This is a genomic window from Kitasatospora sp. NPDC004272, assembly GCF_053603035.1.
This window is the reverse complement of sequence record NZ_JBSGET010000107.1, coordinates 1-14637: the sequence shown is the minus strand read 5'-3', so window position 1 is coordinate 14637 and position 14637 is coordinate 1. Positions and strand designations below refer to the sequence as shown.

Annotated in this window: 16 protein-coding genes; 11 read left to right on the top strand and 5 right to left on the bottom strand. The window is 74.7% G+C overall.

Features of this window, described 5'->3' with window-relative positions; genetic code table 11:
- Positions 1-18 precede the first annotated feature (18 nt).
- Positions 19-1281, top strand: coding sequence for a phosphoserine phosphatase SerB (gene serB, locus ACWEO5_RS27620; RefSeq protein WP_452164927.1), 1263 nt, complete (start codon positions 19-21; stop codon positions 1279-1281).
- Positions 1282-1368: 87 nt separating this feature from the next.
- Here serB and ACWEO5_RS27615 read toward each other — a convergent pair whose 3' ends face one another.
- The 3 genes from ACWEO5_RS27615 to ACWEO5_RS27605 form a co-directional block, all read right to left on the bottom strand.
- A complete protein-coding gene (locus ACWEO5_RS27615) occupies positions 1369-1896 on the bottom strand; it encodes a SixA phosphatase family protein (protein ID WP_452164926.1) in 528 nt (175 codons plus the stop codon).
- Between the two features lie 100 nt (positions 1897-1996).
- The gene (locus tag ACWEO5_RS27610; protein ID WP_344552207.1) at positions 1997-2119 is read right to left on the bottom strand and encodes an SGM_5486 family transporter-associated protein; all 123 of its coding nucleotides are present in this window, start codon (positions 2117-2119) and stop codon (positions 1997-1999) included.
- A 10-nt stretch (positions 2120-2129) separates the two neighbouring features.
- Positions 2130-3422, bottom strand: a complete 1293-nt coding sequence (locus tag ACWEO5_RS27605) for a CynX/NimT family MFS transporter (RefSeq protein WP_452164925.1) — start codon at positions 3420-3422, stop codon at positions 2130-2132.
- 77 nt (positions 3423-3499) lie between these two features.
- Between ACWEO5_RS27605 and ACWEO5_RS27600 the strand changes: the two genes are divergently transcribed.
- Complete coding sequence (locus ACWEO5_RS27600; protein ID WP_452164924.1) at positions 3500-4171, top strand: FadR/GntR family transcriptional regulator; 672 nt, start codon at positions 3500-3502, stop codon at positions 4169-4171.
- Positions 4172-4426: 255 nt separating this feature from the next.
- On the opposite strand, the gene fabI is transcribed toward ACWEO5_RS27600, so the two are convergent.
- Positions 4427-5194, bottom strand: a complete 768-nt coding sequence (fabI, locus tag ACWEO5_RS27595) for an enoyl-ACP reductase FabI (RefSeq protein ID WP_452164923.1) — start codon at positions 5192-5194, stop codon at positions 4427-4429.
- Between the two features lie 3 nt (positions 5195-5197).
- Entirely contained in the window at positions 5198-5917 is a 720-nt protein-coding gene (gene fabG / locus ACWEO5_RS27590; RefSeq protein WP_344552211.1) for a 3-oxoacyl-[acyl-carrier-protein] reductase, read from the bottom strand.
- Between the two features lie 252 nt (positions 5918-6169).
- Between fabG and ACWEO5_RS27585 the strand changes: the two genes are divergently transcribed.
- The 9 genes from ACWEO5_RS27585 to ACWEO5_RS27545 form a co-directional block, all read left to right on the top strand.
- Positions 6170-7300 carry an MBL fold metallo-hydrolase gene (locus ACWEO5_RS27585; RefSeq protein ID WP_452164922.1) on the top strand — a complete coding sequence of 377 codons (1131 nt, stop codon included), beginning with the start codon at positions 6170-6172 and terminating at the stop codon, positions 7298-7300.
- Positions 7301-7436: 136 nt separating this feature from the next.
- Complete coding sequence (locus ACWEO5_RS27580; protein WP_452164921.1) at positions 7437-8963, top strand: TldD/PmbA family protein; 1527 nt, start codon at positions 7437-7439, stop codon at positions 8961-8963.
- Positions 8963-10357 carry a metallopeptidase TldD-related protein gene (locus tag ACWEO5_RS27575; protein WP_344552214.1) on the top strand — a complete coding sequence of 465 codons (1395 nt, stop codon included), beginning with the start codon at positions 8963-8965 and terminating at the stop codon, positions 10355-10357. Before ACWEO5_RS27580 ends, ACWEO5_RS27575 begins: the two co-directional genes overlap by 1 nt.
- Positions 10358-10384: 27 nt before the next feature.
- The gene (locus ACWEO5_RS27570; protein WP_452164920.1) at positions 10385-10933 is read left to right on the top strand and encodes an RNA 2'-phosphotransferase; all 549 of its coding nucleotides are present in this window, start codon (positions 10385-10387) and stop codon (positions 10931-10933) included.
- Positions 10934-11041: 108 nt separating this feature from the next.
- Positions 11042-11404, top strand: coding sequence for a DUF3099 domain-containing protein (locus tag ACWEO5_RS27565; RefSeq protein WP_344552216.1), 363 nt, complete (start codon positions 11042-11044; stop codon positions 11402-11404).
- 225 nt (positions 11405-11629) lie between these two features.
- Positions 11630-11872, top strand: a complete 243-nt coding sequence (locus ACWEO5_RS27560; RefSeq protein WP_452164919.1) for a hypothetical protein — start codon at positions 11630-11632, stop codon at positions 11870-11872.
- 25 nt (positions 11873-11897) lie between these two features.
- Positions 11898-12989, top strand: a complete 1092-nt coding sequence (locus ACWEO5_RS27555; RefSeq protein WP_452164918.1) for a tetratricopeptide repeat protein — start codon at positions 11898-11900, stop codon at positions 12987-12989.
- Positions 12986-13309, top strand: coding sequence for a phosphopantetheine-binding protein (locus tag ACWEO5_RS27550; protein ID WP_452164917.1), 324 nt, complete (start codon positions 12986-12988; stop codon positions 13307-13309). Before ACWEO5_RS27555 ends, ACWEO5_RS27550 begins: the two co-directional genes overlap by 4 nt.
- Positions 13310-13316: 7 nt before the next feature.
- Positions 13317-14637 (top strand): glycosyltransferase (locus ACWEO5_RS27545; RefSeq protein WP_452164916.1); only part of this gene is annotated, 1321 nt, incomplete at its 3' end.

Here is a 14637-nt window from a genome sequence, read left to right as displayed (position 1 = left end):
GGTAGCGTGGGGGTCACCATGAACGCAACCGATCAGGCCGCTCAGGCCCTTTCCGCCGCGCCGCCCGTGAGCACCGACGCCGAGCGCACGCTGCTGGTCAAGGTGTTCGGCAAGGACCGCCCCGGGATCACAGCCGGCCTGTTCGACCGGCTGGCCGGCTTCGGCGTCGAGGTGATCGACATCGAGCAGGTGGTCACCCGTGGCCGGATAACGCTGTGCGCGCTGGTCACTCCCCCGGCGGCGCCGGGCGCGGAGGGCGCGCTGCGGGTGACGGTGCACCGCTGGGCGGAGGAGCACAAGCTCCAGGCCGAGGTCATCTCCGGCACCGGCGACAACCGTTCGCGCGGCGAGGGCCGTTCGCACGTGACGGTGCTCGGGAACCCGCTGACGGCGGCCGCGGTGGCGGCGCTGTCGACCCGGGTCTCGGAGGCCGGCGGCAACATCGACCGGGTCTTCCGGCTCGCCAAGTACCCGGTGACGGCGGTGGAGTTGACCATCTCGGGGGTGCCCACCGAGGAGCTGCGCGGGGTGCTGGCGGCGGAGGCCGCGGCCCAGCGGGTGGACATCGCGGTGGTCCGGGCGGGCCTGCACCGGCGGGCCAAGCGCCTGATCGTGATGGACGTGGACTCCACCCTGATCCAGGACGAGGTGATCGAGCTGTTCGCGGCCCACGCGGGCTGCGAGGAGCAGGTCGCCGCGGTGACCGAGCAGGCGATGCGCGGCGAGCTGGACTTCGCCGAGTCGCTGCGCGCCCGGGTGGCGCTGCTGGCCGGGCTGGACGCGGGGATCACCGAGAAGGTCCGCTCCGAGGTCCGGCTGACCCCGGGCGCCCGGACGCTGATCCGCACCCTGAAGCGGCTCGGCTACCAGGTGGCGATCGTCTCCGGCGGGTTCACCCAGGTCACCGACCACCTGGTGGAGCGCCTGGGCCTGGACTTCGCGGCCGCCAACACGCTGGAGATCGAGGACGGGAAGTTCACCGGCCGGGTCACCGGCGAGATCGTCGACCGGGCGGGCAAGGCGCGCTGGCTGGCCCGCTTCGCCGAGCGGGCCGGGGTGCCGCTGGAGCAGACGGTGGCGATCGGCGACGGCGCCAACGACCTCGACATGTTGAACGCGGCCGGTCTCGGCGTCGCGTTCAACGCCAAGCCGGTGGTCCGCGAGCAGGCCGACACCGCCGTGAACGTGCCGTTCCTGGACACCGTGCTGTACCTGCTCGGGGTGACCCGCGAGGAGGTCGAGGCCGCCGACGAGCTCGACGGCGCGCCCACCGGGGACTGACCCGCGCGCACGGCGAGGGGGCGGGGTCCGCGTGCGGACCCCGCCCCCTCGCCGTTGCCGCCCGGCCCGGGGCGGGCCGGGCAGCGCTCAGTCCTGCGGCATGAAGTACGAGTCGAGCCGGGCCACCCCGGGCTCCACCAGCTTCCACGGGCCCGCGAAGCTGAGCACCGCCACCGCCGCGGGCGGGAAGCCGTTCAGGCGCAGCCGGTTGAGCGCCTCGGTGTCGCCCTCGTCGCCGGCCAGCACCTGGGTGAGGCCGAGCACGCCGGGGTTGTGGCCGACCAGCAGCAGGTCGGCGTGCTCCTCGGGGGTCTCCTGGATGACCTCGATCAGCCGGCCGGGCTGGGCCTCGTACACCCGGTCCTCGTAGACCGTCTTCCGGGCCCGCTTGGGCAGCTCGTGGGCGACCAGCTTCCAGGTCTCCCTGGTCCGCAGCGCGGTGGAGCACAGCACGTGGTCGGGGTTGACCCCGGAGTCCGCCAGCCAGCGGCCCGCGTCGGTGGCCTGGCCGCGGCCGCGGTCGGCGAGCGGGCGGTCGTGGTCGCTGACCTGGTTGGGCCAGTCGGCCCGGGCGTGGCGGAGGACGATGATCCTACGGGGGGTGTCGGCGCTCATACCCCTAGAGCTTCGCAGAAAACCGCCGCCCGGTCGCGTGGTCCGGGCAGCTGCCACCCGCAGGGGTGGCAGCTGCCCGGAACCCGCACCGGCGAGCGGTTCAGCCCATCGCGTTCGCGACGGTCGCGACGATCCCGATGACGACCACGATGGCGGCGATCAGGCCGAGCATCTGCAGCAGCTTCTTCTGCCCGCCCTGCGGGTCGGGGTCCAGTACTGGCATGCCGCCGAGCCTAACCGACCGCCTCGTCCTCGATGTGCCGGGCCCTGGCCGCGCGCAGGCCGACCAGCATCTGCGGCACCAGCAGCAGCGCGAGCAGGCCCAGCGGCAGGTACCACTGGCCGGTGCGCTGGTAGAGCGCGCCCATCAGGATCGGGCCCGGGATGGAGATCAGGTAGCCGAGGCTCTGCGCGAACGCCGACAGCTGGGCCACCCCGCCCGGGGTGCGGGCGCGCAGGCCGAGCATGGTCAGCGCCAGCGGGAACGCGCACATCGACAGGCCGACCAGCACCGCCCACAGCCACGGCACGGTGCCGGCCGCGAGCATCAGCCCGAGGAAGCCGGCGATCCCGCACAGGCCCAGCACCACCACGTACAGCCGCTGGTCGCCGCGCCGGGCCGCCAGGTTCGGCAGCAGGAAGGAGACCGGCACGCTGACCGCCATCACCACGGCCAGCAGCACGCCGGACGCGGACTCCGAGACCCCGGCGTCGTGGTAGATCTTCGGCAGCCAGCCCATCGCGCCGTACGCGCTGGTGGACTGCAGGCCGAAGAACGCGGCCAGCGCCCACGCGGTGCGGCTGCGCAGGATCGGCAGCTTCGCCTGGACGGGCGCCGGGGCCGGCGCGGCCGCGCCGGGCCGCTCCCGGCGGGCGAACAGCACCACCAGCCAGACCGCCAGGGCGGCCACCGCGAGCAGGCCCCAGACGCCCAGGCCGAGCCGCCAGCTGCCGCCCATCGCGTCCGTCAGCGGGACGGTGGTGGCGGCGGCCAGCGAGGTGCCCACCGACAGCGCCATCGAGTACAGGCCGATCATCGGCGCGACCCGGTCCGGGAAGTACCGCTTGATCACCACCGGGATCAGCACGTTCGCCAGCGCCACCCCGGCCAGCGCCACCGCGGTCAGCAGCAGGAACACCGCGGCGGAGCCGGTGAACGAGCGGGCCAGCACGCCCGCCGCGATCGCCGCCATGGCGGCCGTCACCACGGCGATCGGGCCCGTCCGGCGGGCCAGGCCCGGCGCGCAGGCGCCCAGCGCCGCGAAGCACAGCGGCGGCACCGCGGCCAGCAGCCCGGCCGTCGTGGCGCTCATCCCCAGCCCGTCGCGGACCGGGTCGAGCAGCGCGCCGAGGCTGGTCACCACGGGGCGCAGGTTCACCGCGGCGGCGGCCACCGCGACGGCGAGCAGGACGGCGGCGGCGTTCCGGGCGGCGGGAGCGGCCGCCGGCGCGGCGGGAGCGGTGGACGGAGTGGCTGGCGGGCGGCTCTCGCTCTCGGTGGCGGAGGGGTCTGCTGCGGTAGACATGGCGTAATCATAGAATCATGGGATGACTTACGGCACCCCGGTATCCTGATGACGTAGACCACAGAAGGAGCACCGCCTTGGCGCTGTCGACCACTCGCCGCACCCCGCTCTCCGACCAGGTGATCGCCCAGCTCCGGGCCCAGATCACCTCCGGCGAGTGGCCGGTGGGATCCCGCATCCCCACCGAAGCGGAGCTCGTCGACCAGCTCGGCGTCGCCCGCAACACCGTCCGCGAGGCCGTCCGGGCCCTCGCCCACAACGGGCTGCTCGACATCCGCCAGGGCTCCGGCACCTACGTCCTCGCCACCAGCGAGCTGGCGGGCGTCATGCACCGCCGCTTCGCCGACGCCGACCAGGACCAGGTCGCCGAACTGCGCTCCACCCTGGAGACCTCCGCCGCCGGCTTCGCGGCCCTCCGCCGCACCCCGCGCGACCTCGAACTCCTCGACGCCGCCCTGGAACGCCGCGACGCGGCCTGGCACGCCGGCGACCCGGAGGACTTCGTCCAGGCCGACGCCGCCTTCCACCAGGCCGTGGTCGCCGCCGCCCACAACGACGTGCTGGCCGCCCTCTACGCCGACCTCGGCGAAGTCCTGCGCGCCCACCTCCGCCACGACGTCGGCCCCGACCTGCTCCCCCACCGCTGGGTCCCGCACGCCGCGATCCTCACCGCGATCCGCGACGGCGACCCCGAGAAGGCCGCCGAGGAGGCGGGCCGCGCCATCGGCTTCTGCAAGAAGAACCCCTGAGCGGGGAGCGACCACCAGGGGCTCGGGGAACGGCGAGCCCGTGCTGCTGGTGGCCGGAACCCGTCGGAGTGTTCGTGCTGCTGCGTGCCTCGGACAGGACCGGAAGCCGATGCGCGCTCCGGCAGTGAACCCGCAGCAGACATGGGCTCGCCGTTCCCCGAGCCCCTGAATACGCTCTCGTGAGCCCCGAATGCGAAAGGCGCGGCCGCCCCCCAGGAGGAGGAAACGGCCGCGCCCGGAGCGGAGCGCTTGCGCTCAGGCGCCGATCGCGTGCAGCCCGCCGTCCACGTGGACGATCTCGCCGGTGGTCTTCGGGAACCAGTCGCTCAGCAGCGCGACGACGCCGCGGCCGGCCGGCTCCGGGTCGCTGAGGTTCCACTTGAGCGGGGAGCGGGTGTCCCAGGTGGAGGCGAGGTCCGGAAAGCCGGGGATGGACTTCGCGGCCATCGAGCCGATCGGGCCGGCCGAGACCAGGTTGCAGCGGATGTCGCGCGAGCCGAGGTAGCGGGCCAGGTAGCGGTTGGTCGACTCCAGGGCGGCCTTCGCCGGGCCCATCCAGTCGTACTGCGGCCAGGCGAACTGCGCGTCGAAGGTCAGGCCGACCACCGAGCCGCCGTCCTGCATGAGCGGGAGCAGCGCCGTGGTGAGCGACTTGAAGGAGTACGCGGAGACGTGCATCGCGGTGGCGACGGACTCCCACGGGGTGTCGAGGAAGTTGCCGCCGAGGGCGTCCTGCGGCGCGAAGCCGATCGAGTGGACGATGCCGTCGAGGGTGGGCAGGTGCTCGCGGACCTGGTCGGCGATGCCGGCCAGCTGCTCGGCGCTGGAGACGTCGAGCTCCAGGACCTTGGCGGGCGCGGGGAGCTTCTTGGCGATGCGCTCGGTGAGGCTGGGCCGGGGGAAGGCGGTGAGGATGATCTCGGCGCCCTGCTCCTGCGCGAGCCTCGCGGTGTGGAAGGCGATGGAGGACTCCATCAGCACGCCGGTGATCAGGATGCGCTTGCCTTCGAGAATTCCAGTCATGGTTCAGTGACCCATGCCCAATCCGCCGTCGACGGGAATGACGGCTCCGGAGATGTACGCGGCCTCGTCGGAGGCCAGGAACCGCACGGCCGAGGCGATCTCGGCGGGGGCGGCGTAGCGGCCCAGCGGGACGCCGGAGACGATCTCCTTGCGTCGCTCCTCGCTGAGCACGGCGGTCATGTCGGTGTCGACGAAGCCGGGCGCCACCACGTTGACGGTGATGTTGCGCGAGCCGAGTTCGCGGGCGAGGGAGCGGGCGAAGCCGACCAGGCCGGCCTTGGAGGCGGCGTAGTTGACCTGCCCGGCGGAGCCGCTGAGGCCGACCACGGAGGAGATCAGCACGACCCGGCCCTTGCGGGCGCGCAGCATCTTCGCCGCGGCGCGCTTGACGACCCGGAAGGTGCCGGTGAGGTTGGTGTCCAGGACGGAGGTGAAGTCCTCCTCGGACATGCGCAGCAGCAGGGTGTCCTTGGTGATGCCGGCGTTGGCGACCAGCACCTCGACCGGGCCGTGGGCGGCCTCGACCTCGGTGAAGGCGGCGTCGACCTGCGCGGCGTCGGTGATGTCGGCGCGGACCGCGAGGACGTCGTACTTGGCGAGCTCCGCCGGGACCTCGCCGTTGCGGCTGGTGATCGCGACCTTGTCGCCCGCCTCGGCGAAGCTCTGGGCGATGGCCAGGCCGATGCCCCGGTTGCCTCCGGTGACCAGTACCGAGCGGCTCAAGGGTCCACCTCATTCTCTCGACGTGCGTCCGATGTGCGTGCGCGGCTGCGCGCAGCCCACCTGCGACGCTATCGGTAGGGTGCGAGCTCGGGCGAAGCCGCCTCCCACAGGGGCGCCCGGTGAGAACTGTCGTATCCCCACAACGGGGATCGAGGGGGCGGGGGAACGCCGGGCCGGTGGCGGGCGTTGCCCCGAGGGTGCTCCGGAGGGACCGGGGCGCCGACGCGATGCGAACCGATCGGAGCGGGCGCGATGAGTGGTGCAGACCCTGGCCGGACTGGCCGCCGCAGGCTGGCGGTGCTGGCGGCGCTGGCCCTGGCGGGTGCGGCGGCGTGGGCGCTGCGCGAGGTGCCGGCCCAGTTCGGGCGGCGGCCGGACGCGTCGGACCTGCGGGTGCGGGCGTCCCCGCAGTACCGCGACGGGGTGTTCCACAACGCGCCGTCCGAGCTGGCGGCCGGGACGCCGGGCCGGCCCGACGGGGCGACGCTGCGCCGGATGCTGTTCGAGAAGGAGGGCCGGGTGCCGACCGCCCCGGTGCCGCTGGCGGTGCCCGAGGTCTCCGGCGGGGCGTCCGCGGGCGTCGCGGTGACCTGGTTCGGGCACGCCTCGGCGCTGCTGGAGCTGGACGGCTGCCGGGTGCTGGTGGACCCGGTCTGGTCGGACCGCTGCTCGCCCTCGCGGCTGACCGGCCCCAAGCGGCTGCACCCGGTGCCGGTGGAGCTGGCGGAGCTGCCGCAGGTGGACGCGGTGCTGATCTCGCACGACCACTACGACCACCTGGACATGGCGACGGTGCGCCGCCTGGTCGAGCTGCAGTCGGCACCGTTCGCGGTGCCGCTGGGGATCGGCGGCCACCTGCGCCGCTGGGGCGTGCCGGAGCACCGGATCATCGAGCTGGACTGGGACGAGACCTGCACGCTCGGCGAGCTGACGCTGACGCTGACGGCCGCGCACCACTTCTCCGGCCGCAGCCTGGCCCGGAACACCACGCTGTGGGGTTCCTGGGTGGTGGCGGGCCCGGAGCGCAAGGTGTTCTTCACCGGGGACTCCGGCTACTTCGAGGGCTTCGCCCGGATCGGCGAGCAGCACGGCCCGTTCGACGCGGCGCTGATGGCGATCGGCGCGTACGACCCGGCCTGGGCGGACATCCACCTGAACCCGGAGGAGGCGGTGCGGGCGCACCTGGAGCTGCGCGGCGGGCTGCTGCTGCCGATCCACTGGTGCACCTTCAACCTGGCGCCGCACCCGTGGGCGGAGCCGGTGGAGCGGCTGCTGGCGGAGGCGAAGGCGCAGGGCGTGCCGCTGGCGGTGCCGCGGCCGGGGCAGCGGGTGGAGGTGGCCAACCCGCCGGAGCTGGACGGCTGGTGGGAGTCCCTGGTCTGACCCGGGCCTGACGGGTCGTCAGCGCGGCGCGGCGAATATTGGCTGGCCGTACGCCCTGCGGCCGGGGATGATGCGAGCGGGTGCGCCCTCGGCCGGGGGCGGCCCGCCGCGCCCGACCCTCGACCCAGGGAGCCCGATGCCCCCCTCCGCGCTGGACCCTCAGTTCCTCTCCTACCCGTTGCGCCCGCTGGCGGACGCGGCCCTGTCCCGGGCCCGGCAGCTGGGGGTGTCGCACGCCGACTTCCGCCTGGAGCGGGTCCGTTCGGCGTCCTGGCGGCTGCGGGACGCCCGACCGGCCGGCTCGTCGGACACGGTGCAGCTGGGTTTCGCCGTCCGGGTCCTGCTGGACGGCGCCTGGGGGTTCGCGGCCGGGGTCGACCTGACGCCGGGGGCGGCCGCGGCGGTGGCCGAGCAGGCGGTGGCGGTGGCCCGACTGTCGGGCGGGATCAGCCGCGCGGCGGGCTCCGGCGAGCGGGTGGAGCTGGCCCCGGAGCCGGTGTACCCGGCCGCCGAGTGGGTCTCCGCGTACGAGGTCAACCCGTTCGACGTGCCGGACGCGGAGAAGACCGGCCTGCTGGCCGAGTGGTCGTCCCGGCTGCTGGCCGCCGACGGCGTGTCGCACGTGTCGGCCGCGGTGCTGACGGTGCAGGAGAACAAGTTCTACGCGGACACCGCGGGCACGGTGACGACCCAGCAGCGGGTGCGCCTGCACCCCTGGCTGGAGGCCACCAGCGTGGACGAGCGCACCGGCGCGTTCGACTCGATGCGCACCATCGCGCCGCCCGCGGGCCGCGGCTGGGAGTACCTGCGCGGGGTCGGCTGGGACTGGGAGGCCGAACTGGCCGAGCTGCCCGGGCTGCTGGCCGAGAAGATGCGGGCGCCGAGCGTCGCCGCGGGCCGCTACGACCTGGTGGTCGACCCGTCCAACCTGTGGCTGACCATCCACGAGTCGATCGGCCACGCCACCGAGCTGGACCGCGCGCTGGGCTACGAGGCCGCCTACGCGGGCACCTCCTTCGCCACCTTCGACCGGCTGGGCAGCCTGCGGTACGGCTCCGGGCTGATGCACGTCACCGGCGACCGGACGGCCGAGCACGGCCTGGCCACCATCGGCTACGACGACGAGGGCGTGGCCACCCAGTCCTGGGACCTGATCCGGGACGGCGTCCTGGTCGGGTACCAACTGGACCGCCCGATGGCCCGGTTGAAGGGCTTCGAGCGCTCGAACGGCTGCGCCTACGCGGACTCCCCGGCGCACGTGCCGGTGCAGCGGATGGCCAACGTCTCGCTCCAGCCGGCCGCCGACGGGCCGGACACCTCCGGGCTGGTCTCGCAGGTGGAGAACGGCCTGTACATCGTCGGGGACCGTTCGTGGTCGATCGACATGCAGAGGTACAACTTCCAGTTCACCGGCCAGCGCGCCTACGCCATCCGGAACGGCGAACTCGCGGGCCAGGTCAAGGACTTCGCCTACCAGGCCACTACCACCGACTTCTGGGGCTCGATGAGCGCCGTCGGCGGCCCGCAGACCTACGTGCTCGGCGGGGCCTTCAATTGCGGCAAGGCCCAGCCGGGCCAGGTCGCCGCGGTCAGCCACGGCTGCCCGTCCGCGCTGTTCCGCCAGGTCAACGTGCTCAACACCCAGCAGGAGGCGGGTCACTGATGTCCCTCACGCACCCCCACGAGCTGGTGGAACGCGCCCTCGAACTCTCCCGCGCCGACGGCTGCGTGGTGATCGCCGACGAGGAGTCCACCGCCAACCTGCGCTGGGCCGGCAACGGCCTGACCACCAACGGCGTCACCCGCGGCCGCCGCCTCACCGTGGTCGCCACCGCGGACGGCGCCACCGGCACCGCCTCCGGCGTGGTCGCCCAGGAGGCCGTCACGCTGGACGAGGTCGAGCGGCTGGTGCGCGCCGCCGAGGCCGCCGCCAGGGCCGCCGGGCCCGCCGAGGACGCCCAGCCGCTGATCGCGGGCCGGGCCGCCGACCCGCGCTTCACCGAGGCCCCCGAGACCACCGACATCGGCGTGTTCGCCGACTTCGCCCCGGCCCTCGGCGAGGCGTTCGCCCGGGCCCGGGCGGGCGGCGAGCTGCTGTACGGCTTCGCCCGGCACGAGCGCACCACCTCCTACCTGGGCAGCTCCACCGGCCTGCGGCTGCGCCACGACCAGCCCACCGGCACCGTCGAGCTGAACGCCAAGACCGCCGACCTGTCCGGCTCGGCCTGGGCCGGCGCCGCGACCCGGGACTTCACCGACGTCGACGTCACCGCCCTGCACACCGACCTGACCCGGCGCCTCGGCTGGGGCCGCAAGAAGGTCGACCTGCCCGCCGGGCGCTACGAGACGCTGCTGCCGCCCTCGGCCGTCGCCGACCTGATGGTCTACCTGTCCTGGTCGGCCGGCGCCCGGGACGCTGTGGAGGGCCGCTCGGTGTTCTCCAGGACCGGCGGGGGCACCCGGATCGGCGAGCGGCTCAGCCCGCTGCCGCTGACCCTGCGCTCCGACCCGGCCGAGCCCGGCCTGCAGGCCGCGCCGTTCGTGCTGGCGCACTCCTCCGGCGAGAACGACTCGGTGTTCGACAACGGCTCCCCGCTGGCCGCCACCGACTGGCTGCGCGACGGCCGGCTGGCCAACCTGCTGACCACCCGGCACTCCGCCGGCCTGGCCGGCCTCCCGCTCACCCCGCCGGTCGACAACCTGGTGCTGGAGACCGCCGCCCCCGGCGCGCCGACGCTGGAGGAGATGGTCGCCCGCACCGAGCGCGGCCTGCTGCTCACCTGCCTCTGGTACATCCGCGAGGTCGACCCGGCCACCCTGCTGCTCACCGGCCTCACCCGGGACGGCGTCTACCTGGTCGAGCACGGCGAAGTGGTCGGCGCCGTCAACAACTTCCGCTTCAACGAGTCCCCGGTGGACCTGCTCGGCCGGATCACCGAGGTGGGCCGCACCGAACGCTGCCTGCCCCGCGAGTGGGGCGACTGGTTCACCCGGGCGGCGATGCCGCCGGTCCGGGTGCCCGACTTCAACATGAGCTCGGTCAGTCAGGCCTCCTGACCGACCCGTACCCCCAGGGGGACCCCGATGGACGAGAAACGCACCGTCAAGACGTCGAAGACGCTCTCCCGCGTCCTGCGGCACGACCCGGGCTCCATCGGGGTCACCCTGGACCCGGCGGGCTGGGTGGAGGTCGACGCCCTGCTCGCCGCGCTGGACCGGCACGGCCGCCGGCTGACCCGCGCCGAGCTGGACCACGTGGTCGCCACCAACAACAAGCGCCGCTTCGCCTACTCCGAGGACGGCCGCTCGATCCGCGCCAGCCAGGGCCACACCGTCGAGGTCGACCTCGGCCTGCCCGCCGCCACCCCGCCCGACGTGCTCTTCCACGGCACCGCCGAGCGGACGCTGCAGTACGTCCTGGTCGAGGGCCTGCGCCCGATGAACCGGCAGGACGTCCACCTCTCCGCCGACACCGGGACGGCCGTCAAGGTCGGCGCCCGGCACGGCCGCCCCGTCGTCCTGGAGGTCGACGCGGCGGCGATGGACCGGGCCGGGCACGAGTTCCGGGTGTCCGCGAACGGCGTCTGGCTGACCGACGCCGTCCCGGTCGAGTACCTGCGCCGGCTGCCCTGAGCACCGCCGCGCCGCCGCGCCGGACCCGGGTGGGTCCGGCCGGCGTCAGCGGGGTTACGGTGGTCGACCGTAGGGGCCGAACCGACCCGAGGAACGGATGGGGACGACATGTCCAAGAACACGGACGACGGCCAGGTCTTCCGGATCACCGGGGCCCGCAGCAGCCTGACCGAGGACGTCCGGGGGCGGCAGCGCCGCTACGTGATCTCGATGCTGATCCGCACCGCGTGCGTCCTGCTCGCCGTGATCCTCTGGGACGTCCAGCGCTGGCTCGCGTTCGCCGCGCTGGCCGGCGGGATCCTGCTGCCCTACTTCGCGGTGCTGATCGCCAACGCGGGCCGCGAGCGCGCCCCGGGCCTGCCGTCGACGTTCGCCTTCGCCCCCGACACCCCGCTGATGCTGGGCCCCGGCGGGACGGGGGGCGGCGGCGCGAGCGGCGGCGCGGGGGCCGAGAAGCGGCCGCAGGACTGAGGGCCCCTCAAGTCCGCCGCCCGATTTGTCAGTCAGTGCGGTGGTATGACCGTCCGAAAGCTCAGACGATCCTCAAATTAATCACCGGACAGCCCCACCTACCGCCCCCCGACCGTGCCATACTTCCTAAGCGCTCCGCATCCCCCGTCGGAGCGACGGACCGACGCCGGGCAGCTCCCCCCGTGGCTGCCCGGCGTCGTCATGCCCGGGCATAGGATCGACCGCATGGACACCGCGCACCCCCTCTTCGGCTCCCCCACCGGCCACCCCGGCCCCGACGGCCCCCCGAAGTGCTCCGCCAAGGGCTGCCGCGACCTCGCCGCCTGGTCCCTGCTGTGGAACAACCCCAAGCTCCACACCCCCGACCGCCGCAAGACCTGGCTCGCCTGCGACACCCACCGCGACTCGCTCAGCCAGTTCCTCGCCGTCCGCGGCTTCCTCAAGGAGACCGAGCCCTTCTCGGAATGAGGCCGTCAGCACCCCCGCACGGGCGGTGACGCCAGCCCCCGGCCGGTCGGCACGCCGGCCGCGGGGGGCGCGACGACCGGCGCTCCGAGCCGGATGTCCCGCGCGGAGGCCCCGCACCACCGCACCGGCTCCCGGCCCATCGGGCGCCGGGCGCCGGGCCCGGCCCGCCCCGTTCGCCGACAACCTCGCCCGGGACCCGCACCCCGAGGCGAGCCCCGACCCCGCCTCCCACTGGGTCCTGCACGAACGCGGCAAGACCCACCGCCAAGCCGGACGCCCGGATCAGGCCGTCGCCGACTTCACCGCCGCACTCGCCCTCGACCCCGCCTCCCCCTGGCTGCGGTTCGACCGCGCCGAGGTGCACCGCCGGGCCGGACGGCCGGAGGCGGCTGTCGCCGACCTCGAAGCCGCGATCGCCCTCGATCCGTCCGTGATCGACGCCCGCTGCGCCCGCTCCGCCGCGCTGCGCCGGCAGGAGAGGCGGGCGGCGGCCCGGGAGGCGCCGGCTGACGGCGGCCCGGCTCGATCCGTCCGCCGTGCAGGTGTTGCCGGAGGACGCCCTGCCGCAGTTGTCCGCGCCCGGGCGGGAGGCGTCCGCCGGGGCCCGGGACGCGCTGTCGGCCGCCGCCGTCGCGGACGTCGACGAGGAGTGGCCCGGCCTCGCCCTGCTGCACGCCGCGGTCGCGGGGAGTGCCGAACTGGACGGCCCGGGCGGCGAGTTCCTCGCCGCGCCGGGCGACTCCGACGTCCGGCACGCGCTGGGCGAGCACCTGCACGAGCCGGTGGCGTCCCCGGTCGCCGACCGGGCCACCGCCGCGCTCGCGCCGCTCGACCGAGCGGGCGGTCCGGGCCGGCCGTCGCGGCATTTGCGGCATGGGCATGGCGGAAACCGCAGGTCACGGGGTGGTTTCTCGCCGCGCGATCCATTGACAGGGGCTCAAACCCGCTGCTGGAATGGCGGCGCCCGATGTGGGAGCGCTCCCACATTGCTGGCTCCCCATCCCTTTTCGGCCCGGCCCCACCCCGCCGGTTGCCCTCGTTCGGGAGATCCGCCATGCACGACTTGCCTGTTCGCCGTGGAACTGCCGTCCGCACCCGGGCGGGGGTGGCCCGGTGAGCGAGATCGGCGAGGTCGTGGCGCGGCTGTGGACGGAGGCCGTGGGGGTGGCGCCCGCCGGGCCCGAGGTGGACTTCTTCGAGGCGGGCGGGACGTCGCTCGCGCTGGTCCGGTTCCTGGCGGGGGTGCAGGACGCCTACGGGGTGGAACTGCCGTTGGACCGCCTGTTCACGGCGGGGTTCACCCTCAGCGGGGCCGCCGCCGCCGTCGAACAGTCCCTGGTCGAATCTGCCGACCTCGCCGAACTCGAATCGCTGGAGGCCGAATTGGACGGCCTGAGCGACGAGGAGATCCGGGCGCTGCTGGCCGAGGGGGCGTAGCGCTCCGATGGCCCTGTTCCTGTTGGTGACCCATGGCAGCGACGGCGACGTGCTGCCGTTCGTCGGTCTCGGTGCGGCGCTGGTCCGGGCCGGCCACCGGGCGGTGCTGCTCACCCACGCGCCGTACCGGTCGGTCGCGCTGGAGGCCGGTCTGGGCTTCGCGGCGATCGACGGCGAGGCCGAGTTCGAGAGCGTGCTCGCGGACACGCCGGGGCTGCTGGGGAGCGCGCCGCACCGGGCCGGCTGGGCCGGGTTCTACCGCCGCAACGCCCTGTTCGAGCAGATCGCGGCCGAGTGCCGCGCCCTCGCCGAACTGCACGTCCCGGGCGGGACGGTGCTGGTCGGGCGGCACACCTCCGCGGTCTCGGTGCGGTTCGCCGCCGAGCTGCTGGGCGCGCCCGTCGCCTGGGTGGCCCTCGCGCCGACGCAGTTGCTCGCGGTGCCGGTGGCCGCGTACCTGTACGGCGCCGAACTGGCCGACGGGCTGCAGGAGGTCCGCGAGGGCCTCGGCCTACCCGGAGTACCCGACTGGCGGGCCTGGTTCGCCGGGTCGGACGCCGAACTCGGCCTGTGGCCGGGCTGGTTCGACGCCGCCGGCACCCGCGCCCCGGCCCGGGTCGCGCTCACCGGCTTCCCGCTCGCCGACACCTCGGCCCGTGCCCTGGGCGCCCGGGCCGCCGCCTGCGCCGACCCGTCGGACCGCCCGCCGGTCGACCTGGCAGACCGCCTGTCGGCCGACCGGCCCGACCGGCCGTCCGCCGATCTGGCAGACCCGTCCGACCCGTCCGACCGTCCGTTCGAAGACCCGTTCCACGGCCTGTTCCCGGTCGGCACCCGTCCCGTGCTGGCCACCGGCGGGACGGGGCGGATGCTGGCCGCCGACTACTACCCGGCGCTGCTGGCGGCCGCCGCGCGGACGGGCCTGCCGACCCTGCTGGTGGTCCGGCACCGCGACCTGCTGCCGGACGCGCTGCCGGACAACGTCCGCTGGTCGCCGGGGCTGGACTTCGCCCGCGCGGTGCCGCACGCGGCGGCACTGGTGCACCACGGGGGCATCGGCACGCTGGCCCGGGCGCTCGCGGCCGGCACCCCGCAGGTGCTGATGGCGGACGGGGTGGACCGCCCGGACAACGCGGCCCGGCTGGCCCGCCTGGACCTGGCCCGCACGGTCCCGGCCGACCGCTGGCGCACGCCCGAACTGGCCGATGCGATCGCCGCGGCGGCGGCCGACCACGACCTGCCGCTGCGGGCCGCGGCCGTCACCGGCCCGCAGCGTCCGGCCGAGGCCCTGGACGCGGCGGCCGCCCGGCTGGCGGAGCTGCTCGCCG